The sequence below is a fragment of the Thermoanaerobacter uzonensis DSM 18761 genome (assembly GCF_900129115.1).
In the GTDB taxonomy this organism is placed as follows: domain Bacteria; phylum Bacillota; class Thermoanaerobacteria; order Thermoanaerobacterales; family Thermoanaerobacteraceae; genus Thermoanaerobacter; species Thermoanaerobacter uzonensis.
This window is the reverse complement of sequence record NZ_FQUR01000010.1, coordinates 118,642-141,782: the sequence shown is the minus strand read 5'-3', so window position 1 is coordinate 141,782 and position 23,141 is coordinate 118,642. Positions and strand designations below refer to the sequence as shown.

25 protein-coding genes are annotated in these 23,141 nt (G+C 33.6%); all 25 read right to left on the bottom strand.

All coding sequences use genetic code 11. The features are described from left to right. Positions 1-6: 6 nt before the first annotated feature. Positions 7-912, bottom strand: a complete 906-nt coding sequence (locus BUB32_RS06495) for a YIEGIA family protein (RefSeq protein WP_072968473.1) — start codon at positions 910-912, stop codon at positions 7-9. Further along, entirely contained in the window at positions 909-2,054 is a 1,146-nt protein-coding gene (spoIIP, locus tag BUB32_RS06490) for a stage II sporulation protein P (protein ID WP_072968471.1), read from the bottom strand. The genes BUB32_RS06495 and spoIIP overlap by 4 nt, the downstream gene beginning before the upstream one ends. After that, positions 2,032-2,736 (bottom strand): DUF1614 domain-containing protein, encoded by a 705-nt coding sequence (locus tag BUB32_RS06485; protein WP_072968470.1) that lies wholly within the window; start codon positions 2,734-2,736, stop codon positions 2,032-2,034. The genes spoIIP and BUB32_RS06485 overlap by 23 nt, the downstream gene beginning before the upstream one ends. Before the next feature lie 100 nt (positions 2,737-2,836). After that, positions 2,837-3,490: a phosphate signaling complex protein PhoU gene (gene phoU, locus BUB32_RS06480; RefSeq protein WP_072968469.1), complete on the bottom strand. Its 654-nt coding sequence runs from the start codon at positions 3,488-3,490 to the stop codon at positions 2,837-2,839. Positions 3,491-3,504: 14 nt separating this feature from the next. Beyond that, complete coding sequence (gene pstB / locus BUB32_RS06475; protein ID WP_072968468.1) at positions 3,505-4,254, bottom strand: phosphate ABC transporter ATP-binding protein PstB; 750 nt, start codon at positions 4,252-4,254, stop codon at positions 3,505-3,507. 41 nt (positions 4,255-4,295) lie between these two features. Beyond that, a complete protein-coding gene (gene pstA / locus BUB32_RS06470) occupies positions 4,296-5,183 on the bottom strand; it encodes a phosphate ABC transporter permease PstA (protein WP_072968467.1) in 888 nt (295 codons plus the stop codon). Next, positions 5,180-6,079: a phosphate ABC transporter permease subunit PstC gene (gene pstC, locus BUB32_RS06465; RefSeq protein ID WP_072968466.1), complete on the bottom strand. Its 900-nt coding sequence runs from the start codon at positions 6,077-6,079 to the stop codon at positions 5,180-5,182. Before pstC ends, pstA begins: the two co-directional genes overlap by 4 nt. Positions 6,080-6,253: 174 nt before the next feature. Next, positions 6,254-7,135, bottom strand: a complete 882-nt coding sequence (locus BUB32_RS06460) for a phosphate ABC transporter substrate-binding protein (RefSeq protein ID WP_072968465.1) — start codon at positions 7,133-7,135, stop codon at positions 6,254-6,256. An 81-nt stretch (positions 7,136-7,216) separates the two neighbouring features. Continuing rightward, positions 7,217-8,587, bottom strand: a complete 1,371-nt coding sequence (gene pnpS, locus BUB32_RS06455; protein WP_072968464.1) for a two-component system histidine kinase PnpS — start codon at positions 8,585-8,587, stop codon at positions 7,217-7,219. Further along, positions 8,587-9,291 (bottom strand): response regulator transcription factor, encoded by a 705-nt coding sequence (locus BUB32_RS06450; RefSeq protein WP_072968463.1) that lies wholly within the window; start codon positions 9,289-9,291, stop codon positions 8,587-8,589. Before BUB32_RS06450 ends, pnpS begins: the two co-directional genes overlap by 1 nt. A gap of 51 nt (positions 9,292-9,342) precedes the next feature. Beyond that, positions 9,343-9,819: a transcriptional regulator NrdR gene (gene nrdR / locus BUB32_RS06445; protein WP_072968462.1), complete on the bottom strand. Its 477-nt coding sequence runs from the start codon at positions 9,817-9,819 to the stop codon at positions 9,343-9,345. Positions 9,820-9,886: 67 nt separating this feature from the next. Continuing rightward, a complete protein-coding gene (locus BUB32_RS06440; protein WP_072968461.1) occupies positions 9,887-10,132 on the bottom strand; it encodes a YlmC/YmxH family sporulation protein in 246 nt (81 codons plus the stop codon). A 361-nt stretch (positions 10,133-10,493) separates the two neighbouring features. Continuing rightward, the gene (gene sigG / locus BUB32_RS06435; protein WP_042833315.1) at positions 10,494-11,264 is read right to left on the bottom strand and encodes an RNA polymerase sporulation sigma factor SigG; all 771 of its coding nucleotides are present in this window, start codon (positions 11,262-11,264) and stop codon (positions 10,494-10,496) included. A gap of 69 nt (positions 11,265-11,333) precedes the next feature. Beyond that, positions 11,334-12,059 carry an RNA polymerase sporulation sigma factor SigE gene (sigE, locus tag BUB32_RS06430; protein ID WP_042833316.1) on the bottom strand — a complete coding sequence of 242 codons (726 nt, stop codon included), beginning with the start codon at positions 12,057-12,059 and terminating at the stop codon, positions 11,334-11,336. A gap of 14 nt (positions 12,060-12,073) precedes the next feature. Continuing rightward, positions 12,074-12,904, bottom strand: a complete 831-nt coding sequence (spoIIGA, locus tag BUB32_RS06425) for a sigma-E processing peptidase SpoIIGA (protein ID WP_072968460.1) — start codon at positions 12,902-12,904, stop codon at positions 12,074-12,076. A gap of 175 nt (positions 12,905-13,079) precedes the next feature. Continuing rightward, positions 13,080-14,153, bottom strand: a complete 1,074-nt coding sequence (ftsZ, locus tag BUB32_RS06420; RefSeq protein ID WP_072968458.1) for a cell division protein FtsZ — start codon at positions 14,151-14,153, stop codon at positions 13,080-13,082. A gap of 15 nt (positions 14,154-14,168) precedes the next feature. Further along, on the bottom strand, positions 14,169-15,395 hold the full coding sequence (ftsA, locus tag BUB32_RS06415) for a cell division protein FtsA (protein ID WP_072968456.1): 1,227 nt from the start codon (positions 15,393-15,395) through the stop codon (positions 14,169-14,171). A 25-nt stretch (positions 15,396-15,420) separates the two neighbouring features. Then, positions 15,421-15,765 carry a small basic family protein gene (locus tag BUB32_RS06410; RefSeq protein ID WP_072968454.1) on the bottom strand — a complete coding sequence of 115 codons (345 nt, stop codon included), beginning with the start codon at positions 15,763-15,765 and terminating at the stop codon, positions 15,421-15,423. After that, positions 15,765-16,487 (bottom strand): DUF881 domain-containing protein, encoded by a 723-nt coding sequence (locus tag BUB32_RS06405; RefSeq protein ID WP_072968452.1) that lies wholly within the window; start codon positions 16,485-16,487, stop codon positions 15,765-15,767. Before BUB32_RS06405 ends, BUB32_RS06410 begins: the two co-directional genes overlap by 1 nt. A 15-nt stretch (positions 16,488-16,502) precedes the next feature. Next, positions 16,503-17,216, bottom strand: coding sequence for a cell division protein FtsQ/DivIB (locus BUB32_RS06400; protein ID WP_072968563.1), 714 nt, complete (start codon positions 17,214-17,216; stop codon positions 16,503-16,505). Positions 17,217-17,273: 57 nt separating this feature from the next. Continuing rightward, on the bottom strand, positions 17,274-18,527 hold the full coding sequence (murA, locus tag BUB32_RS06395; protein ID WP_072968450.1) for a UDP-N-acetylglucosamine 1-carboxyvinyltransferase: 1,254 nt from the start codon (positions 18,525-18,527) through the stop codon (positions 17,274-17,276). 73 nt (positions 18,528-18,600) lie between these two features. After that, complete coding sequence (gene murG, locus BUB32_RS06390; RefSeq protein WP_072968448.1) at positions 18,601-19,695, bottom strand: undecaprenyldiphospho-muramoylpentapeptide beta-N-acetylglucosaminyltransferase; 1,095 nt, start codon at positions 19,693-19,695, stop codon at positions 18,601-18,603. Between the two features lie 7 nt (positions 19,696-19,702). Beyond that, complete coding sequence (gene spoVE, locus BUB32_RS06385) at positions 19,703-20,809, bottom strand: stage V sporulation protein E (protein WP_072968446.1); 1,107 nt, start codon at positions 20,807-20,809, stop codon at positions 19,703-19,705. Between the two features lie 4 nt (positions 20,810-20,813). Then, complete coding sequence (murD, locus tag BUB32_RS06380) at positions 20,814-22,178, bottom strand: UDP-N-acetylmuramoyl-L-alanine--D-glutamate ligase (protein WP_072968443.1); 1,365 nt, start codon at positions 22,176-22,178, stop codon at positions 20,814-20,816. A 12-nt stretch (positions 22,179-22,190) separates the two neighbouring features. After that, the gene (gene mraY, locus BUB32_RS06375; protein ID WP_072968441.1) at positions 22,191-23,141 is read right to left on the bottom strand and encodes a phospho-N-acetylmuramoyl-pentapeptide-transferase; all 951 of its coding nucleotides are present in this window, start codon (positions 23,139-23,141) and stop codon (positions 22,191-22,193) included.

The window sequence follows — 23,141 nt, the reverse complement described above, 5'->3', positions numbered from 1 at the left end:
ATCACCTCAATTGAAAGCTTTTCTCGCACCCCTTGACTTTGAAGGATACTTCCTTACAGTTTCAATTGCTGGCACATTCTTTATAATTTCCACAAAAGCATCAATATCAGGCTTCATCGCTACCATAACTACAATAACATCTCCATTTTCATTGTTGTTCATAGTAAGAGGAGCTAATTCAGGAGTATCAATATTCATTTTTAATCCCAATTGATTAGCAGCTTCATGGAGAATAGCCTGTCTTATTCCTAAGTTATTTATGGAAATTAAACTATCTAACCCTTTTGGTCGTATTACAACGGCCATTCCGAATTTCTCTATTATTTCTCTTCCTTCTTTTAGACCTATATCTGCTAAAACCACATCCTCAACGCACAATAAAGGTCCTTTAAAAACAATCTTTGAAGGAAGAACTTCGGCAATATCTCTAATATAAGCAATTTTCATTACATAACGAGATAAATAAATTGCTAGTCCTCCCACAATCGTCCCTATTATAACACTTTTAGAAAAATAAACTGCCAAAGAAGTAAGAGCAGCTACAGCCATAGCAATATAGTTTCTTGCTTCAAAAATTTTAGCTATATTTTCTATATAAGCCGCTCCTCTTGGAACTAATTCTGTTGCTTCCATTTTTTCTAAGCTGGTTCTCTCTATTTCTCTTACTTCTTTAAATTGTTGTGCTGCCAAAGCTAAAAAGGTAACAGCAGTGTACTGTTTTTCAATTAATGCAGGCACAGAAAAAGCTCCTAAAGCCGCTGAAATTATCCCTAAGGTCAAATGAGTCATATAACCTTGAGGATAAGTAGGATACTGCCTATAGTCCACTCTTAAATATATAAAGCGGGCTAGGGTCCCCAAAGCAATTCCACAAACCACAATATTGATATAAAATTCATGATTTATGCTCATGACTCATCTCCTTTTTTTCGCCTAAACTTACCCAAATAACTTGCAAATTCTTTGCGCGTAGCTTTAGAAAACTTGTGATACATTTCTCGCCCGCCAGTACTCAAAAACATGAAAGCTACTGCTGACACTACAACAACTCCAATCAAAACCCATATTCCGGTACCTGCAGCTTTATTTTGTCCTGGAAGCGGTTTTTGAGTTTTTGTAACAGTGCCTACTTGTTTTTGCTCATCTGAACCATAAAGTGCTTTAGTCAATATGTCTGCTATTAAAGAAGCAGAAACTTCTGCTCTTTCTCTTGTATGAGAGTAGGTACCAAATTCTAACAATAAAGAGTTTGGAGTCAAATCTTGATTAAAATCTCCTTTTCCAAAAAATACATCCTTGATCATGTTTGGATATGTCTTATCCGCAATAGCTTTTATCCTATAGGCTAACTGCTGATTTGCTTTTAAATTAGGGTTGTTCCGTCCTAAGACAATTCTTACGCCTGTAGCATTCTTCCCTGCAATTTTTCGTATATATTCTTGGAAGGGGACTGCATCTCTATGGACATCCAAAAGTAAGTCCGGTTTAAAATCCTTCAAAAGTTTGACCGCTCCTGTTCTTGACCGGCTGTATGCCATAGCATCATGAGGTAGATACAAAGTCCTGTCCACTTTGACTGTGACTCCTTTTGCCTCTAAAGCTTTTTGTAAGGCAGCATCTACTTTATATATCCCGCCATGTCCATTGATACTTGCAGCACCATCTGAAGGAAGATATGATTCATCACTGTGGGTAGAATATATCGCCACTCTCTTTTCACCAGTATTTTCTGCTACTGCCATTGCTTGTGAAATTTCTTCTATGTTAACATCTGGAAGTTTTTCTGTTCGCAAATACTTTGCATAAGCTTTACTTTCATTTTTATCCACTTTAAGCACTTCATATAATTTATTATCCCCTGATAAATATCTGTCCCCTTTATAAACCTCCATTGCAGTTCTGAAAAGCACTTTATTTGTCTTTCCATCATACACTGTGTAATAATCAGGTTGTAATTCAGTCTGCTTTTCTGCATAACTGCTAATAGCAAAAGATAAAAATCCAATAACCAATAAGATTAATATTGTAGCTCTATTCATCTTTCTTTTGTTCATTTTTGTCACCCTCTTCTTTTTTGTTAGTATCTACCAAGCTGCTAGCCATACCCTCCCTAGGTTCAAAATGCTTTTTAGAAGTACCTCCTTGCAATTTTTCCCTTGTTTCCCCAATTATTTCAGACAAAAAGACGGCAATTATCATAGATATAACTACCGAATCAAAAAATCCAGCTCCTCCTATAGAAACGGCTCCTCTTGTCCCTGTCAGGTAGTTTGAGACTGCCTGCATTACATTTGCCAGTATTATCCCCATCACTCCTGCAATAAAAGCACTTCTTCTCGAATGTGAAAAAAGATACGCAATTAAACCTCCAACAATACCATAAATATACTTAGGCTCAATAATCATGGCTTCAGGTTCTGCAGGAAGTATTCTGCCTGCAATAAAAACAGTTATTCCGGCAACAATTGATACTACAACTGCATTTACTCTTTCTCTCGTACTTTCTGCTTTCAAAAAAAGATACACACATACTGCTATAGGGATAACAGCTCCACCTATGTTTATAGACACGGTTTTTGTTATAGGAATGTTAGGTATTAATGTCCCTATTATCATCCCAATTATTACCAAAAAAGCCCATGTATCTGTCATTTTCATCCTATCTAATACTCTATGGGCAAATCCGAACAAAACGACCAATCCTGTAATAGAAAGCAAAATATAGCTTAATGGCATCAAAATCACTCCTTAACTTCTTTTCTTAAAAATATGTTTTGCACAATGTAAAAAAAATATGCAAAAAGCGCTCACTTTTTCAGTGAGCGCTTTTTGCATTTCAATTTAAATCTATATGTTCACCGGTATCTAGATAAATTACCCATTCACATATATTAGTTGCATGGTCAGCAATTCTTTCGAGATAACGAGCAACAAACAAAAATTGTGTTGCCTGGTCAATGTTTCTAGGATCTTCCATCATATATGTCAAAAGTTCTCTAAAAACCTGTTTGTAAAGAGCATCTACTATATCGTCTTTTTCGCCAATAGCTCTCGCCAGCTCTAAATCTTGTCGTACATAGGAATCCAAAGACATTTTAACCATTTCTCTTACAATTTCTGCCATTCTCGGAATATCTATTAAAGGTTTTATATACTTTTGATGAGCAATCCTCAACGTAGTCTTTGCTATATCTACTGCATGATCTGCCATTCTTTCCAAATCTGTAACAATTTTAAGGCCCGTCAAAACTATTCTCAAATCTTTTGCAATTGGCTGCTGGGTCACAATAATCTTTGCACACTTATTATCGATTTCTACTTCCATTTTGTCTATTCTGTCATCGTCATCTATAACTTTCTGAGCTAATTCTGTGTCATGGTTTACTAGAGAAGCAATGGCATTTGCTATGGCCTCTTCTACAAGGCTACCCATTTTTAAGACATCATAATGAAGTTCTTCTAATTCTTTTTCAAAATGAGTACGATTCACTATGTCACCTCCTTCTAACCGAATCTTCCAGTAATGTAGTCTTCCGTCCTCTTATCTTTAGGATTATAAAAAACTCTATCTGTCGGTCCGCTTTCAATTAATTCACCATTTAAGAAAAAGGCCGTATAATCTGACACTCTTCCTGCTTGTTGCATATTATGAGTTACTATTATTATTGTATATTTATTTTTCAACTCATTAATTAATTCCTCAATTTTCATAGTAGAAATAGGGTCTAGCGCTGAAGTAGGTTCGTCCATCAAAATTACCTCTGGTTCTATTGCCAATGTCCTAGCAATACAAAGCCTTTGCTGTTGACCACCAGACAAACTAAGAGCTGACTTGGAGAGTCTATCTTTTACTTCATCCCATAAAGCTGCAGCCATCAGGCTTTTTTCAACAATTTCATTCAGCTTTTTTTTGTCTTTTATACCATGAATTCTTGGACCATAAGCTACATTGTCATAAACCGTCATAGGAAAAGGATTAGGTTTTTGAAAAACCATTCCTACTCTCTTTCTAAGTTCAATAACATCTACATCTTTATATATATCTTGACCATCAAGTAAAACAGTACCACTTATTTTAACTCCCTCAATAAGATCGTTCATCCTATTTAAAGTACGAACAAAGGTAGATTTGCCACAACCAGAGGGACCTATAAGTGCCAAAACGCTATTTTCCTCTACATCCAAATTTATTTTTTTGAGGGCTTGGACATCTCCGTAAAACAAGTCTAAATCTTTGACCTGTATTTTTTTCATTTACCAGTCATTCCCCTTCCTCTTAAGCATATTATACCATTTTATCTTTCGCCTGTCATTCTTTTATATAATGTATTTCCTAACCATCTAGCAAGGATATTAAAAATCAATACCATTAACAATAAAACTGCTGCGGCACCGTCTGCAATCTGTCTTGCATCAGGTGCTAACCCTTCACTATTTACCTTCCAAATATAAACAGCCAAAGTTTCCGCAGGTCTAACGATATTTAAAGGCGAGGTAGGACTCGAAGGATTTAAGTTTGAAAAATTCAAGGCAGGGCTACTCATACCTGCGGTATAAAGTAGTGCAGCCGCTTCCCCAAAAATTCTTCCGGCAGTTAAAATTATTCCTGTTATAATACCAGGCATTGCAGCAGGCACTACAACTTTTACAATTGTTTGCCATTTTGTAGAACCTAAAGCATAACTTGCCTCTCTCAAACTATTGGGCACACTTCTAATTGAATCTTCACTTACTCTTGTCATTACAGGAAGATTTAACACCGTAAGAGCAAGAGCACCTGCAATTAGAGAATACCCCCATCCAGTCATAGTTACAAACACTAAAAGCCCAAAAAGGCCTACTACAATAGAAGGCATTGAAGATAAAGTTTCTATAGACAATCTTATAATTTCTGTTAACAAACCTGGCTTTGCATACTCTGCCATATAAATTCCTGCACCTAAGCCTATAGGAATAGAAATTATCAAGGTTATTATTAACAATTCTAACGAATTGAAAAGCTGAGGCCCTATGCCTCCTCCTGCTTCCATAAATTTGGGAGGGGAAGTTAAAAAATCTATGTTGAGTTTAGTTCTACCTTGATACAATATATAACTTATTAATGAGGCCAAAAACAAGATTAAAAACACAGCAACAGCGTAAAAATATATAGTCGCTATTTTGTCATATAGTTTAGATTTCATTTATACATTCCCCTCCTGCCTACCAATTTAATTACGATGATAAAAGTAAAAGATATCATAAGAAGGAGTAGTGCTAAGGACCAAAGGGCATCATTCCACACAGTGCCCATTGCTGTATTCCCCATGTCCATTGTAATAATAGAAGTTATAGTACTCATTGGTTCTAAAAAAGATTTAGGAATCACTGGTCGATTTCCTATAACCATTTGAACTGCCAAAGCTTCTCCAAAAGCTCTTGCCAGTCCTAATACAATAGCAGTCAAAATTCCCGGTTTCGCTGCAGGAAGAATTACATGTCTTATTGTTTGCCATCGTGTCGCACCAAGGGCATAACTGGCTTCTCTTATCTCCACAGGTAACGACTTTATAGCATCAGTGCTAACACTAGTAATTGTTGGCAGTGTCATGACAGTGAGAACTAATATACCAGCCAACAAGCTAAATCCTAATCCTCCAAAATGTTTACTTATAAAAGGAACTAATACCGTCAGACCAACCCAACCGTACACTACAGAAGGAATACCTACAAATATTTCAATAGCTGGTTGCAAAATCTTTTGACCTAATTTTTTCGCAATTTCAATCATGAAAATTGCAGAGGAAACTCCAAGAGGTGCACTTATCATAATAGCAAAAACAGAAACGAGAATAGAACCTAATATAAATTGTAATGAACCTACTGCAGGAACATCTCTATCAGGCTTCCAGGTGGTAGAAAATAAAAATTCTTTTAAAGAGATGCCATCTTTTATAAAAGTGGAAAGACCTTTAGACGCTACAAATAAAAAGAGAGAAGCAGTGATAATTATTAATAGCAAAGCAGAGATGAAAACGATAGCCTTTCCAAACAAATTAACTATTTTCCGCTTTCTTTCATAATTTTTATCAACTGTCATGTGAGTTCCCCCATTTAAGAAATTATAATGACAATAATGGCACTTTTTTATAGTATCAATTTTAAAAAAAAACTTCATTAAATTTATGTTAAATAAATGTTAAATTTATGTTAAATCCATATTTTTGCAAAAAGGAGCTAGAAAAGATACCAGCTCCTTTTTGCAATATATTTTTTATTTTGCTTTCATTTCGGTAATAGGTATAAACCCTAATTTAGTAAGAGGTCCTTTCTGCACTTCTGTTGACATCATAAAATCTAAAAAAGCTTTAACCGCTCCTGTAGGTTCTCCTTTTGTGTACATATGTTCATATGACCAAATTGGATATTTACCATCTATTATGTTTTGAGCCGTTGGGTCTACACCATTGTACTTTAACACTTTTACCGTATCATCAATATATGACAAACCAATATAACTAATTGCACCTTTTGTATCAGCTACCGCCTTTTTAACCGTTCCATTAGAATCTTCAGTTAATGCGACACCTTCTACTTCATCCTGTCCCTTTAACACGATTTTCTTAAAAGTTGCTCTTGTGCCCGAACTTGCAGGTCTTAAAATAACGGTTATCTTTTCATCTGGTCCGCCAACGTCTTTCCAATTTGTTATTTTCCCTGTAAAAATATCTATTAATTGCTGTTGAGTCAAATTATCAACTGTCACATCTTTATTCACAACTACAGCAAAACCTACAACTGCAACTTTATGGTCTACTAAAGATTTGGCCGTGTTGGCATCTAATTTTTCTTCCGCAAAAATATCAGAATTTCCAATATTAATTGCGCCCTGAGCTACCTGTGTCAACCCTGTACCACTGCCACCGCCTTGCACTGTTATCGCCACATTGGGGTATTTTTCCATAAACATTTTGGCAGCTTGTTCAGCTAATGGCTGTAATGCCGTAGAGCCAGCAATTGTTATGTTGCCTGAAAGATTATTAGAAGTTGAAGAATTATTACTTTGAGGTTGTTTTGAGCCACAGGCAGCAAAACTAAAAAGACTTGTAATCAACAGTACTGCAATAGCAAGTTTCGCAAATCGACTATTTACCATTAAAGCACCTCCAAAATTTTCTTAAATTTTTTGTACAACTACATTGTAACAATCTATTGTAAAGTCAATATTAAAATATTGTTAAGTCTTTGTTAAATCAGCTTTGTTGAATTTTATAATAAATTTTGTACCTTTTCCCACTTCACTTTCTACAAAAATTTCCCCTTTCATAGATTCCACGATATGTTTAACTATAGCAAGTCCCAACCCTGTACCCCCTAATTTCCTCGAACGACTTTTGTCAACTCGGTAAAATCTCTCAAAAAGCCTAGGAATATTTTCTTTTGAAATGCCAATACCGTTGTCTTCTACTGTAATAATTATTTTATCCCCTTTTTCTTGAGTAGATACTTTTACAAATCCGCCTTCTGGAGTGTATTTTATACCATTATCTATTAAATTAATCATCATTTGATGAAATCTATCTTTATTAGTATTTATCACCAAATCAGTACAATTTAAATCTTTTTTCAACGTTATATTTTTATCTTTCGCCACTTTTTCCATTATATATAATATATCCTCTATTTCATTATCTAATTCTATTTCTTCTTTAGGATAACCTTCTTTCACATTCTCTATCTCAGAAAGAGCAAGTATATCGTTTATAAGTCTTGTAAGTCTTTCTGATTCAAAATCAATTATATCTAAAAATTTATCTCTTGCCTGTGGATTGTCAATAGCACCATTTCTTAAAGTTTCAATAAAGCCTCTAATAGAAGTTAAAGGCGTTCTCAGCTCATGAGACACATTTGCAACAAATTCACTTCTTATTTTTTCCAATCTTCTCATTTCTGTGATATCATCTATTATTAACACAAAACCTAAATTTTGATGGGAAATTGGATGAAGAATTGGACTGGTGTACACTTTGAGGTGTTTATTGAAAACATTTAACTCTAAACTTTTGGAAGGAGAATTTTTATTTTTTTTCACATCCTCAAAAAGATCATATAACTTACTATTTCTTACAATTTCTAGGATATGCCTTCCAATTAAATCCTTCCCTTTTATATTTAGAATTTTCCTCGCAGCGTCATTTATAAGTAATATTTTCTCATTATTATCAAAAGCGATAACCCCATTTACTATGCTTTTTAAAATAGCTTCTAATTTTGCATTTCTATCATTTAATTCTTCTATAGTTTCTTTTAATTTATAAGACATAGAATCTACTGCAAGAGAAAGTTCTTTTATCTCATCAATAGAATCGCTTTCAAGCCCATGACTGTATATCCCATTTGCAATATCCTTTGTAATCTCAGTTATCTCTTTTATAGGATCTGCTATATTTTTTATAAATCTATAACTCAAAAAAAATGTTACTAAAATTCCCAAAAAAATAGCAAAAATAAATTTGGTCATCGAAACATTGCCTAAAAAAAATAGAGCAACTATCAAAATTCCAAGTAGGTTTATGAAAAACAATTTATAATAGGATTTTTTTAACATTATACTCCACCTTTATTGTTTAGTTTATATCCAATTCCTCTTACAGTTTCAATATACACAGGAGATTTATCATCGTCTTCTATCTTTTTTCTTAAATGCCTGATATGGACATCAACGGTTCGAGTCTCTCCCGCATATTCATATCCCCATACTTTGTCTAATAGATAGTCTCTAGTTAATACTTTACCCATATTTTGAGATAAAAGTTTTAAAAGCTCAAATTCTTTTAAAGTCAATTCTAATACTTTTCCTTTTTTATAAACCAAATGCTTTCCTGTATCTATAACTATATCACCAAATTTTATTATTTCTTCTTTTTCTTCTTCTGGTTGTTGGGTTCGCCGAAGAACAGCTTTAATTCGAGCTAACAATTCTCTTACACTGAAGGGTTTTGTTATATAGTCGTCTGCTCCCAACTCCAATCCCAATACTTTATCAAATTCTTCACTTTTTGCTGTTAACATTATTATCGGTATATTTTTCGTTTCATCATTCTTTTTTAAAATTTTACATATTTCCAATCCATCTACATCTGGCAACATCAAATCTAATATAACCAAATCGGGTTTTTCTTCAAGTGCTTTATCCAATCCTTCTTTTCCATTTTCCGAAGTAATAACTTTGTACCCTGCTGCTTCCAAGTTATACCTTAAAAGTTCCAATATATGAACTTCATCTTCTATAACCAAAACCATATGGGCCATTTTGACACCTCCAGCTAATATGGCTTGTACACCTTTGAAACAAAAAAACAATTACGTCTTTTCTTTTTTTGTCTCGTTCTCTTTAAGAAGTTTCTTAAGTTCGTCCATAAAAGTATTTATGTCTTTAAACTGCCTATAAACAGAAGCAAACCTGACATAAGCTACTTCATCTACATTTTTAAGTTTTTCCATTACCATTTCTCCGATTTCAGTGGAGGTTATTTCCCTTTCCATTGAATTTATTATTCTCTTGTCAATTTCATCTGTAATTTCTTCTAAAACTTTTATAGACACTGGCCTTTTTTCACAAGCTTTTATCATGCCTTTTAATATTTTATCTCTGTCATAGACCTCTCTGCTATTGTCCTTTTTTATTACAAGTATAGGCAATTGTTCTACTTTCTCATAAGTAGTAAATCTCTTCCCACATTTTAAACATTCCCTTCTTCTCCTTATTGAAGTGTTATCATCTGTAGGTCGAGAGTCAATAACTTTTGAATCTGGATACCCACAATAAGGGCATTTCATCTTATTACCTCCAACAATTCTTAATTGTTTAATAAAATTATAATAAACTTGTTTTCATTAGTCAAACTTAAGCTTCTCTGTCTTTGAAATCTACTAATATTACATCCGTTCCAATCTTTTTTATAGATTCCCACGACAAATAAATTTCTATATCTTTATTAAAAAACCTAAAAAGACTTGTTTCCTTCGGTATAACAATTCCTTCCACTCTTCCTTCTTCAAGATTTATTTCAATGTCAACTATATTTCCTAATTTTTGTCCTGTGTTTATATCTATAACATCTTTATCTCTTAATTCTGATGCTTTAATCATCTTAATTTCCCCCTTTTGTCCTTTTCCTTTTCATAAAATTATATGAAAAAATCTAGCTTATCATTCCTGATAAGCTCAGTTTGTTGACAAAGTTAAAAAATATTCAAAGGAGATATTTTGCATTGTCGCTCCGATGTTCCAAAGCGACAAAACTAAAGCTCGACCTTCGGGCTCCGGCAGGGTACCGGGCACAATCGGCCTCCTTGCCTTAAGGTGCCCGCCTTCGCCCTCCATGGCTTCGGCCCTGCCTCCACCCTCGGTCTTGCTAAGTTTTATGCCGCTTTGTCACAAGTCGCACCGATTGCAAAATATCTCCTTTGCGAAAGTTTGTCTACAGTCTGAGCTTATCATTCCTGATAAGCTAGATGTATTTCCTCATGTGATTTAAAGCCGCTTTTTCCAATCTTGAAACTTGTGCTTGAGATATTCCTATCTCCTTTGCTACCTCCATTTGAGTTTTACCCTCAAAAAATCTCAGTGTCAATATCAATTTCTCCCTTTCATTAAGTTTTTGTATCGCCTCTTTTAAAGCAATTTTTTCTAACCAAACTTCGTCAATATTCTTGTCATCACTGACTTGGTCCATCACATAAATTGCATCACCACCATCATGATAGATAGGTTCAAACAAAGAAACCGGTTCTTGAATAGCATCAAGAGCCATTACTACTTCTTCACGTGGGAGGTCCAGCTCCTTAGCTATTTCGCCTACTGTCGGCTCTTTGGAATTTTCCGATACTAATTTGTCCCTTACCTGTAATGCTTTATAAGCTATATCTCTTAAAGAGCGGCTCACTCTTATAGGAGTGTTATCTCTTAAATATCTTCTTATTTCTCCAATTATCATCGGAACAGCATAAGTGGAAAATTTTACATTTTGATTTAAGTCAAAATTGTCAATTGCTTTTATAAGCCCTATACATCCTACTTGAAACAAATCATCTACGTACTCTCCGCGATTATTAAACCTTTGAATAACGCTTAGTACCAATCGCAAATTCCCATTTATAAATTCTTCTCTCGCTTTTTTGTCTCCATTTTTCATCCGCTGCAGTAGCTCTTTTTGCTTGGAAGGTTTTAAAACAGGTAACTTAGAGGTATTGACTCCGCAAATTTCAACTTTGTTATTCATAAATCCTGCCCCCACATGTTTAGCTTATTAACAGTATTGCCGGCAGGATAAAAAAATATACAGAAAAGCTTAGACTAATCTATTCATTTCTTTTTTTAATCTTTTTAAAATCTTTTTTTCTAAACGAGAAATATATGACTGTGAAATTCCTAACATATCTGCCACTTCTTTTTGAGTCTTTTCTACTCCACCCTCCAATCCAAATCTCAATCCTATTATCTTTTTTTCTCTATCTGGTAATTTCTTCAATGCAGAAGTTAATAATTCCTTTTCTACCTCATCTTCGATATATTTATAAACTGTTTCATTATCAGTTCCTAAAATATCAGAAAGCAGAAGTTCATTTCCGTCCCAATCTACATTTAAAGGCTCCTCAAAAGAAACCTCTAATTTAGTTTTGCTATTCCTTCTTAAATACATTAATATCTCATTCTCAATACAGCGAGAAGCATACGTAGCTAATTTTATTTTTTTCTTAGGATTGAAAGTATTAATGGCTTTTATAAGTCCAATTGTGCCAATAGATATTAAATCTTCGATTCCCACTCCTGTGTTTTCAAATTTTTTTGCTATATATACTACCAACCTTAAATTTCTTTCAATAAGTACCGTTTTTGCTCCATTATCTCCTTTTTCCATCTTTGAAATTAAATATATTTCTTCTTCTACAGAAAGAGGAGGAGGTAATGCTTCACTTCCTCCAATATAAAATATGCCTTCAGATAAATCTAAAAAATCAAGGATTTTTTTCCACAACAATAGCATTTCTATTTTTACTTTTGTTTTTAGTTGCACTTTCCACACCCCCATTATACTAAAATTTCTGGTGTCAACAACGCTGCATAGTTGCCATCTTTACCTATTTTACTTTTGTATATTCCTACTATTGCATTTCTTACTTCTTTTTCCCCTACAACTAATTTATCCGGCTTAAATCCTAGCATTATTCCTTTTGACTGTCCCACTGATATAAAGGGTATTAACCTTATCCTTGATAACCATCTTTCCTCTTTCAAAACTTCAAAAATTTTGTTAAAATCTATATTTTCTTCATTTAATAAAATTTCCATATTATCAGGAAGTATATTTCCCATAGCCGAAAACTCCACTACCACAACAGGCGCTTTAGTTAAAGGGTCATATAATCTATTTCCAGTATCCAATAATCCTTTTATCTCTACTTGTTTTTGAAAAATTTCTATTTTTATGCTGTATAACATTTTTCCCTCTGTTGATTTTCTCACTATATAATCCCAATTAGTATAGAAAAGTAAAATAGCTATCAATATTCCAATCCACAAACTATGTAAATTAAGTTTTGCCGTATATAAAACCGCAAAAATTGTCCCACCTATTGCAAAAGAAATTAGATAAAAAACTGCTAAAATTCTCAAAAATTCTTTTAATGTTTTTGGAGTAAATGCCATATATATTATTAAGAGAGATAAAATAATTTTTGCGAAAACTTCGTGAATCATCTTATAAGGTAACAAAAAAATTATTAGTACATAACAGGCTCCCAATAATGCACCTAAAAAAAGTTTAATAGGTTTGCTGTCTTTTTTAGAAAATTTTTGTGTAAGGGATAAAATAAGATAGTTAATAATTAAATTTTCGAAAAAAATTACATCTAAATACATTCATATCATCCCCGGGGACACTTTTAATCCTTATACAATGTATATTCCCATTTGCTTATTTTATTCATATTATAAAATAAAAATCCCAAATTTATTGTAATATTTTGGAATAAAAATAAGGTTGTTTTTGTAGAATTTTTGCATAAAAAAAATCTGCAAAGAAACCTTTGCAGATTTATCGTCTTCCTCTTCTTAGAAAAGTAGGTATATCCAAATCATCACTTTCTATAACATTTTCTAATTTTACTTCAGGCTCCCTAGTGTCTTTTTTCTTCGCTGCCTCCTTAGATTTTTCATTTCTTTCAAAACCTGTAGCTATAACAGTAATTCTTATTTGGTCATCTAATGATTCGTCTATTACTGCACCAAATATAATATTTGCATCAGGGTCAGCAGCCTCATAGATAAAATTAGCTGCTTCATTAACTTCAAATATGGTTAAATTCGGACCTCCTGCAATATTCAAAAGAATTCCTCTTGAGCCTTCAATTGAAGTCTCTAATAGTGGACTATGAATGGCTTGTTTCGCTGCCTCAGTCGCTTTATTCTCCCCAGAAGCTATGCCTATTCCCATATGTGCAAGTCCCGTATTTGTCATAATCGTTTTTACATCAGCAAAATCAACATTTACAAGTCCAGGGACTGCAATAAGATCGGATATACCTTGAACACCTTGTCTTAAAACATCATCCGCTAATTTAAAAGCATCGATCATTGAAGTTTTTTTCTCTACAACTTGCAATAATCTATCATTAGGAATAGTAATAAGCGCATCTACATGTTTTTTAAGTTCTTCAATGCCCATTTCTGCATGAGCCATCCTTTTTCTTCCTTCAAATGTAAAAGGCTTAGTAACAACTCCCACTGTCAAAATTCCTAATTCTTTTGCTATTTCTGCCACAACTGGAGCAGCTCCCGTTCCTGTGCCTCCTCCCATGCCAGAAGTAATAAATATCATATCAGCGCCTTTTATAACTCGTTCTATTTCTTCTCTAGATTCTTCAGCAGCTTTTTTCCCAATTTCCGGGTTTGCCCCTGCTCCTAACCCTTTCGTTAATTTTTCACCAATTTGTATTTTTATTTCAGCTTTTGATAAATAAAGAGCTTGCTTGTCTGTATTAATTGAAATAAACTCAACACCGCGAAGGCCAGCATCAATCATACGATTTACTGCATTTCCGCCTCCACCACCAACTCCTATTACTTTAATAGCAGCAAATTGTTCCATATCAGTTTCTATACCTATCACAAAAAACCCTCCTCTTTATGCCCAAAAATCGCTAAATATTTCCTTGAGCTTGTCAACTAATTTAGAACTCTTTTTCTCCTTTTTATCATTCGATTGGATATTATGCATAAACCTCTTATTGTTATATACATATTTTACCACTCCTACTCCTGCTGAGTAAATAGGAGTTGCTACTCCGATATTTTGCGGAGAGCCAATCCGAATATTTCTATTAAAAATTTTTTGTGCTAACTCTAGGTTACCTTTTAAGAAGGAAATACCTCCACCTGTTATGACAACATTTGTAACAATGTCTTCCAGAACTTTTGCTTCTTCCAATCTTTCATACACAAGCATTAAAAGTTCAGAAACCCTAGCTTCTATTATATCAGATATTTCATTTACATCTGTAGTAGATTTGCTTTTACCTGCTAAACTAGCAATTTTAATTGGTTCCAGCTTTTCAGGAGATAATTTTTCTAAAGTTCCATATTTCTTCTTTATATTTTCGGCTTCTTCAAAAGAAATCTTTAACCCTACAGACAAATCGTTTGTGATATGCCATCCTCCCACTGCTATCATGGAAGAATAAATAATTTTGCCATCTTTAAAAACAGAAATATCAGTCACTCCTGCACCCACATCAATTAATGCAACTCCCAACTCTTTTTCATCTTTTAAAAGTACTGCTTCTCCCGTAGCTAAAGGTCCTACGATTATTCCTTCTACCTCTAACCCCGCTTTTTTAACACACTTTTCCATATTTTGAATAGCGGTAACACTACCTGTTACTATAGCTGCATTTACCTCTAACCTTATACCTGCCATTCCAATCGGGTCTTTTATTTCCCCATATCCATCCACAATGTATTCTAATGGTATAACATCGATAATTTCTTTATCAGAAGGAATGGCAATAATTTTAGCAGCTTGTAAAACTCTATCCACATCTTGTTTTGTTATTTCTCTATCTTCTCTCGATACTGCTACTACTCCATTATTTTTATATATTGTCGTCAATCCCCCATATATTTTCAAATACACAGATGATATTTTTTGGTTGGCCATTCTTTCCGCTTGCTCTACAGACTTTTTTATAGAATAGGCAGTTTCGTCTATATCTACAATAACTCCTTTTTTTACCCCACTACAAGGATAATAGCCAATCCCAACAATATGCAGCTCTCCGTTTTTATCCCCTTCTCCAATAATTGTACATACTTTAGATGTACCAATGTCTAAACCAACTATTAAATTACCCATTATTAAATCCTCCTTCAGGAGACTGCTACCTTCTTCGCATCTTGTCTATCAGATATCTCCTTATATATGCAAAATTGACAAAGAGCCTGCTTCCAAATACAAAAATTGCCGCAAGATAAATGGGAACTCCTAATACATCTCCAATATAAGCAAGGCCTCCTGCCAATATCGCATTACCAAAAAAACCAGTTATAAAAATAAGATTGTCAAACTTCCCCTCAATACTAGCTCTAATACCACCAAAAACTGAGTCCAACGCTGCAAGAATAGCAACGGATAAATAAGAAACATAAGTACTGGGGATATTAATTGGCAAAATAAAACCTATTATTATTCCTATTAATAAACTAACCATTATAATATAAGCCATTACTTGCTCTCTCCTTCAACTAAAGGTTTTGCATATCTAAACTTTATCACTCCGTCATATTTTTTAATCAATATATTGTCCGATTTTTTGATATTTACCTCTATTCCCCAAGTAGCTAAAGTATCTACTACTCCACCCTTTAGCTTAAGCGCAGCCTCTAAGGTATCGGGATCTCCAATAGCTTTTATAATATACGGCGCAGAAAAACGTACAGAATTTACATTTACTGTAGGTCCAACACACCTAATTTCTGAAGTAGCAATTAATCTTTGGTCATTTAAAGATATAGCCTCCGCTCCTGCCGCTCTTAGCTCATTTACAACCCGCAACAAGTCCTCATCGTGGACCAAAAATAAATTAGGGTCCTGTCCTGGAGGAACTGCTTGTTTGCTATCATTTATAGTTACAATTACTCCTGGACCTTGAAGGTCAGTCAGACCTGCTAATTCTTTATATTTTTCTACATCATTTTTCAAAGTTTTAGTAATTACACTATTCTTGGAGGCAGAATCTTCATAAGCATTTATTTTTGCTTCTAAATCATTAATCTGCTTTAGAAGAGCATTTTTTTCTGACTGCAGTTCCTTTAGTTGAGCTGCCAATTCTTCTGCTCTCTGCACAGTAACTATACCACTTTTTTTTACTATTTTAAATTGCGTAGAAAGCATTATTCCTAATACTATTGAAACTAAAGCTACGGAAATATATACACTTTTTTTCATAAGTACCCCCATCCTCTATGGCATAAATACTGGATTACTGTCTCCAATAATTTGAATTGTGCCTTTATGATACCCTTTTTTAGCTAAATCTTTTAATATTAATTCGGCAAATTTGAAAGAATAATTAACGTCCGAAGGATTGTCAAAAGATATCTCTATACCATTTTTTGTAACTAATATAATTTGTTTTTCATTCACGTATTTTATAACAGAATAAAAGTCTGTACCTTCTATGAGTTCTAAAAGCGTTCCCAAATAACTTTTTTCAAAAATATCACTCAACTTTTTACCAATCTGATACTTCTCAACTTTTATCCCTTCTATAACAGGAAGTTCAGGATTGTAATTTTCCTTTTTTATTACTACTCCTTCTTTATCTATCATTAAATAGTCATTTTGATATTTAACCTGTGCAACTATTCGCCTTTCTTTTATAAATATTTCTACAGTAGAAGGATATTGAATTTTTACTTTGCTTTCCCTTATATAGGGGTTAGCAAGTAAATTACTTTCTATTTTTTTAGGATTAACTTTAAAAATATTCATTCCATAGTCAATCATAGCTAACTCTTTAATATCATTATAAGATAAAATTCGATTGCCTACAACTTTTATCGTTTTAATCTCAAAATAATTTGAATGAAACATAAAAAGGTAAATCAAAACTATAAATACTAGCATCACAAACATAAAAATTAAAAACCTCTTTTTAAAAGCACTTTTAACCATTAAACCATCCCCTGCTTGTACTTTTCTTTTGCATATGTAAAACAGCATGATGCTGTTTTACATTATTCTTACAATATCCCCTCCCACACTTTTCAAAGCATTTTCGATTGATTCATATCCTCTATCAATGTGTTCTGCTTCTTCTACTATTGTTGTACCTTTTGCCCCCAAACCTGCAATAATCAAAGCAGCTCCTCCCCTTAAATCTCTTGCTACTACTTTTGCACCCATTAACTTCTCAACACCACGTATTACTGCTACTCTTCCCTCCACTTTTATATCTGCTCCCATTCGTATAAGTTCTTCCGTGTATTTAAATCTATTATCAAATATTGTCTCTGTAACAATAGATGTTCCCTCTGCTACAGACAAAACCGAAGCCATTTGTGGCTGTAAATCTGTGGGGAAGCCAGGGTATGGCAATGTAATGATCATGTCTACTGCTTTGGGACGTTTATCACACATAATTTTTATATAATCATTCCCAGTTTGTATTTTACATCCTGTCTCTCTCAATTTTGACAACAATGGTTCTAAATGTTCTTTTAAAGCATTTACTACCGTTAATTCTCCTCGTGTCATCGCCGCAGCACAAAGATAAGTACCCGCAACAATTCTATCTGGAATTATAGTATATTCCGTATCATGCAATCTTTTTACTCCTTCTATAATAATCGTGTTGGTACCAGCTCCTGATATTTTAGCCCCCATAGAGTTTAAAAAATTCTGCAAGTCTTCTATTTCCGGTTCTTTTGCCGCATTTCTAATGATGGTAATACCTTCTGCAAAAACTCCCGCCAGCATAATATTTTCTGTAGCTCCTACACTAGGAAGGTCTAAGTGAATTTCATTTCCTCTTATCTTACCACCTTCACATTTAATATACCCATAAGATTCTTCAACTTTAACTCCTAATCTTCTCAGCCCTTTAAGATGTAGGTCTATAGGTCTGTGTCCTATATCACAACCTCCTGGAAAACTCATCAAAGCTTTTTTGTTTCTTGATATTAAAGCCCCCATCAAAAATATAGATGACCTCATGGTTCTCATTAAGCTATCAGGTATTTCACTATCTTTTACATACCTTGCATCTATAATAATGTCTCTGCCCTTAAAGGTTACCTTACAGCCTAAATGTTCTAAAATTTCTATCATTGAATAAACATCTTTTAATTTAGGACAATCATGTATTACAGAAATTCCTTCATTTAAAATTGATGCTGCAAGGATGGGTAAAACAGAATTTTTAGCGCCATTTACCTTTAACTCACCATACAGCCTGTTCCCTCCATTAATTTTAAATTTCCCCATCTTATCACCCCTAAATTTAATACAGCTTACACCATATACTATGCATAAATAAGATGGGGTGTTACATAAGGTATTAAGTTATACTTTTTATAAGCTTGTATATCTTCTCAGCAGCATCAATTTTAGAAATTTTTCGTGCATTATCTCTCATTTTCGAAAGTACTTGAGGATTCTCCAAAAGATATTTAATTTTTTTGTACAATTCTTCTGCTGTCAAATCCTTTTCTAATATAACATAAGAAGCTTCGGCTTTTTCTAACACCCGGGCGTTATACTCTTGGTGATTATTAGCAACATAAGGAGAAGGAATCAAGATTGAAGCAACACCTTTTGCAGTAATTTCTGACAAAGTAATAGCCCCAGCCCTACAGATTATAATATCTGCAGCAGCATATACATCCTGCATATTGTGACAATAAGGAATTATTTTAACTGTTTCATCTATATCTATAGTTTCAATTTTAACATTTTCTAACACTTTTTCATATTGATTAGTTCCTGTAATTATTAAAACTTGCAAGTTTTTATCTTTCAATTTTAAAAACTCTACCATTGTAGAATTGATTTTCTCTGCCCCTCTGCTTCCTCCAACTGATACTATTAAAGGTTTATCACGATAAAAACCCAAATTTTTCAAGCCTTCTTCTTTAGTAATTTCTAACAATTCTCTTCTAATTGGATTACCTGTTACCACAACTTTTTCTTTATTTTTAAAATATTTAACTGATTCTTCAAAACTTACTGCTACTACCTTCACAAAACGTGATAGTACCTTATTTGTAAGGCCTGGAAAAGCATTTTGTTCATGAATCAAAGTAGGTATCCCTTTTAAAGCCGCCATCATTAAAACAGGACCACAGACATATCCCCCTGTTCCAATTACCACATTCGGTTTGAATTCTTTTAAAATATCATTTGCGTCCTTAAGCCCCACCACTGCTTTATAAATAGTTTTTAATGTATCCAACGATAATTTTCTTTTAAATCCCTGCACAGTAATTGTCTTAAATTCAAAGCCTTCTCTTGGTACTAACTCATTTTCTAAACCTTTTTTTGTACCTACAAATAAAATTTGAGCATCTTTTTCATTTTTTAATATTTCCCTAGCAATGGCTATGGCAGGATAAATATGCCCTCCAGTACCTCCACCAGCAAACAGATATTTCAACTGTCCATCAACTCCTATCTAAACTTGCATATCGTGAAACATTTAATAGTATTCCTACTCCTGCCATCATAATAACAGTAGAAGTGCCTCCATAACTTATAAAAGGAAGAGACACCCCTGTAGGTGGCATAGAAGAAGTTACAACTGCAACATTTATAAGTGTTTGTATTCCTATAAGAGTTGTAATTCCTGTAGCTAAAATACATCCAAACATATCCGGAGCTTTCGCTGCCACTCTCAAACCTCGCAAAATAAGGTATAAAAACATCAAAAGTATAGTAACTGTACCTACAAGTCCTAATTCTTCTCCAATTATGGCGAATATAAAATCATTGTGAGGCATAGGCAGATACATAAGTTTTTGTCTGCTTCCTCCAAGTCCTACTCCGAATAATCCTCCAGAGCCTAAAGCATAAAGGGATTGTACAATTTGATACCCAGATTTTTGAATATCCTGCCACGGATTTAAAAATGTAAATACCCTTTCCCGTATATACTTAAAAGATGAAAAAACAACAACTGCTGCCCCAATTCCTGCTCCAAATAAAGCTCCCATAAAAGATAATTTAGCACCTGCTACAAAGAGAATTATTACAGCCACAATGAATATAATACCAGCTGTACTAAAATTAGGCTGTAACATTATAAGACCAAAAAACAATCCTGCCAATCCTAAAACAGGCATAACTCCTTTTTTGAAACTTTTTGCATAATCAGGATGTTTGTCAAAATGTTTTGCAAAGTATATAATAAGAGCATATTTTGCCACTTCAGAAGGCTGTATTGTAAAGCTTCCAACTCCTATCCATCTGGTCGCATTATATCTTTCAACTCCTATTCCAGGAATTAAGACTGCAACAAGCAATCCAATCGAAATAATAAGCAAAGGACCAGCTATCTTTTTTAAAATAATGTAATCAAAATTCATCATAAAAACCATAGCAAAAAAACCTAATATTACCCATAACAATTGCCTTTTCAAAAAATAATAAGGGTCATTGTACATGTACTCAGCACTGGCAGAACTAGCACTAAAGACCATAATTACACCAATAGAGACTAGTATTAAAACTATGAGTAAAATGCCATAATCCACAGGATACTTTTTTTTCATTATTTTACCTCCTTAACTCTGCCACTGCCTTTTTAAAGATTCTTCCCCTCTCCTCAAAATTCCTAAACATATCCCAGCTGGCACAAGCTGGTGACAAAAGTACACTATCTCCCTCTTTCGCACTTTCATAAGCTTTTTTAACGGCTTCTTCTAGAGTACTAGCAAAAAATATGTCATTTTCAGGATAAGAATACTTCCTTGCAGTATCTCTGATTTTTTTTGCAGTTTGCCCTATCAAAATCAATTTCTTTACTTTCCCATTAAAGGCTTTTACAAACTCATCAAATTCACTACCTTTATCATAACCACCAGCAATTAAAACTATAGGGGTTTTTAGCGCTTGTATCGCTTTAATTGAGGCGTCTGGGTTAGTCCCTTTAGAATCGTTGTAAAATTTTATACCATTTATTTCATCAACAAACTCAATCCTATGTTCCACGCCTTTAAAAGTTTTTAAAGTATTTGCAATAACATCTACATTAATTCCTGAAAGATATGCTACTGAAGAAGCAGCTAATGCATTCTCTAAATTGTGTTCTCCAGGAATATAAATTTCCTCTATGTTAATAATTTTTTTAGCATTTCCATTAACACTTATATAAATACTTCCATCTTTTACATATGCCCCATTTTCTAATGAACTTTTTCTACTAAAAGGAAAAACTCTGCATTTAGCCTTATTTTTTAGACTCCAAGTAACAGGGTCATCGAAATTTAGAACAGTATATTCATTTTCTCGTTGATTTTCAAAAATTCTTCCTTTTATATCTCTATAATTTTCAAAAGTTTTATGTCTGTTTAAATGATCAGGGGTAATATTTATTATACAGCTTATTTTGGGTTTAAACTCTTTTACAGTCTCTAATTGAAAGCTGCTAATCTCTGCTACTATAAAATCTCCTTCTGTTGCTTCCATAGTAGCGTAAATAAGTGGATAACCTATATTCCCCGCAACATATACCTTTCTCCCCGCATTTTTAAACATTTCACCTAATAAAGAAGTAGTAGTTGTCTTACCATTTGTACCTGTAATTGCATAAATAGGAGCTTTAGAAAATTTATATGCAAACTCTACTTCTCCCCATACTTCAATTTTTTTTTGCTGTGCTGTTTTTACTATATCCGAATCTGTAGGAACACCTGGACTTAAAACAACCAAATCCACACCTTCTAAAAATTCCTTTTTGAATCTACCAAACCTAAAATCTACAGGCAAACTTTTAACTTCTTCTAAATTTTCTTTTAACACATAATATTCTTTTTCATCATAAGCTATTACTTTTGCTTCTAAGCTGTACAACACTTTACACAAAGCTATTCCGCTAACTCCTAAACCTGCTACAAAAATTTTTTTACCCTTTAGCTCCATAATTTGCACTCCTTAGCTTAAACTATAAAAAGATATAAACATAGCAATTAGAGTAACAATCCAAAAAGCGTAGACTACATTTTGTTCTTGCCAACCTGACAATTCAAAATGATGGTGTAAAGGACTCATTTTAAAAACCCTTTTACTAAACAATCTAAAAGACAATACCTGAATAATCACTGAAAGAGCTTCAGCCACATAAATAATGCCTAATAAGGGCAAAATCAAGGGCAATTTAGTCAAAACCGCGGCAGTAGCTATAGCTCCTCCAATAGCTAAGGAACCAGTATCTCCCATAAAAACCTCTGCGGGATGACGATTATACCTCAAAAATCCCAACAATCCTCCTGTCAAAGCAGCGCTAAAAGCCCCATAAGTTATATTATTTAAAAATAAAGCTGTCATAGTGAAAAAAGCCATAACAATAAAAGATACACCAGCTGCTAATCCATCAAGCCCATCTGTCAAATTTACGCTGTTTACTGTTCCAACTATTACAAAAACCATAAAAGGAATATATAAATTGCCAAGGTCAATAGTAGTTTTTAAAAAAGGAAAAATCACTTCTGTTCCCACATATTTTTGAGCAAAATATGAAATGATTGTCGCAAGTAAAAACTGTCCAATAAGTTTTTCTCTCGCTTTTAAACCTAAAGGCCTCTTAAAATAAACCTTTAGAAAATCATCTGCAAATCCTATTAAACCATAGCCCAAAAAACCTAATAACAAAATTGACAAATATTTGTTCCAATGAGAAAAAATTAAAGTAGAAATAACTGTGGCTGTAATAAACATTATCCCACCCATTGTAGGGGTTCCGGATTTTTTTAAATGGCTTTTAGGCCCATCTTCCCTTACTTTTTGCCCAAATTTTAATTTTCTAAGATAAGGTATAAAAAGAGGACCAGACACCAAGCTTAGCACAAAAGCAACAACTGTAGCCAAAATTATCTTTTGTAACAT

Excerpts from the sequence above, each read along its gene's own strand:
- BUB32_RS06495 (WP_072968473.1), bottom strand. The coding sequence starts at position 912 with ATGAGCATAAATCATGAATTTTATATCAATATTGTGGTTTGTGGAATT.
- spoIIP (WP_072968471.1), bottom strand. The coding sequence starts at position 2,054 with ATGAACAAAAGAAAGATGAATAGAGCTACAATATTAATCTTATTGGTT.
- BUB32_RS06485 (WP_072968470.1), bottom strand. The coding sequence starts at position 2,736 with ATGCCATTAAGCTATATTTTGCTTTCTATTACAGGATTGGTCGTTTTG.
- pstB (WP_072968468.1), bottom strand. The coding sequence starts at position 4,254 with ATGAAAAAAATACAGGTCAAAGATTTAGACTTGTTTTACGGAGATGTC.
- pstA (WP_072968467.1), bottom strand. The coding sequence starts at position 5,183 with ATGAAATCTAAACTATATGACAAAATAGCGACTATATATTTTTACGCT.
- pstC (WP_072968466.1), bottom strand. The coding sequence starts at position 6,079 with ATGACAGTTGATAAAAATTATGAAAGAAAGCGGAAAATAGTTAATTTG.
- BUB32_RS06460 (WP_072968465.1), bottom strand. The coding sequence starts at position 7,135 with ATGGTAAATAGTCGATTTGCGAAACTTGCTATTGCAGTACTGTTGATT.
- pnpS (WP_072968464.1), bottom strand. The coding sequence starts at position 8,587 with ATGTTAAAAAAATCCTATTATAAATTGTTTTTCATAAACCTACTTGGA.
- BUB32_RS06450 (WP_072968463.1), bottom strand. The coding sequence starts at position 9,291 with ATGGCCCATATGGTTTTGGTTATAGAAGATGAAGTTCATATATTGGAA.
- nrdR (WP_072968462.1), bottom strand. The coding sequence starts at position 9,819 with ATGAAATGCCCTTATTGTGGGTATCCAGATTCAAAAGTTATTGACTCT.
- BUB32_RS06440 (WP_072968461.1), bottom strand. The coding sequence starts at position 10,132 with ATGATTAAAGCATCAGAATTAAGAGATAAAGATGTTATAGATATAAAC.
- sigG (WP_042833315.1), bottom strand. The coding sequence starts at position 11,264 with ATGAATAACAAAGTTGAAATTTGCGGAGTCAATACCTCTAAGTTACCT.
- spoIIGA (WP_072968460.1), bottom strand. The coding sequence starts at position 12,904 with ATGTATTTAGATGTAATTTTTTTCGAAAATTTAATTATTAACTATCTT.
- ftsA (WP_072968456.1), bottom strand. The coding sequence starts at position 15,395 with ATGGGTAATTTAATAGTTGGTTTAGACATTGGTACATCTAAAGTATGT.
- BUB32_RS06410 (WP_072968454.1), bottom strand. The coding sequence starts at position 15,765 with ATGGCTTATATTATAATGGTTAGTTTATTAATAGGAATAATAATAGGT.
- BUB32_RS06405 (WP_072968452.1), bottom strand. The coding sequence starts at position 16,487 with ATGAAAAAAAGTGTATATATTTCCGTAGCTTTAGTTTCAATAGTATTA.
- BUB32_RS06400 (WP_072968563.1), bottom strand. The coding sequence starts at position 17,216 with ATGGTTAAAAGTGCTTTTAAAAAGAGGTTTTTAATTTTTATGTTTGTG.
- murA (WP_072968450.1), bottom strand. The coding sequence starts at position 18,527 with ATGGGGAAATTTAAAATTAATGGAGGGAACAGGCTGTATGGTGAGTTA.
- spoVE (WP_072968446.1), bottom strand. The coding sequence starts at position 20,809 with ATGAAAAAAAAGTATCCTGTGGATTATGGCATTTTACTCATAGTTTTA.
- murD (WP_072968443.1), bottom strand. The coding sequence starts at position 22,178 with ATGGAGCTAAAGGGTAAAAAAATTTTTGTAGCAGGTTTAGGAGTTAGC.
- mraY (WP_072968441.1), bottom strand. The coding sequence starts at position 23,141 with ATGTTACAAAAGATAATTTTGGCTACAGTTGTTGCTTTTGTGCTAAGC.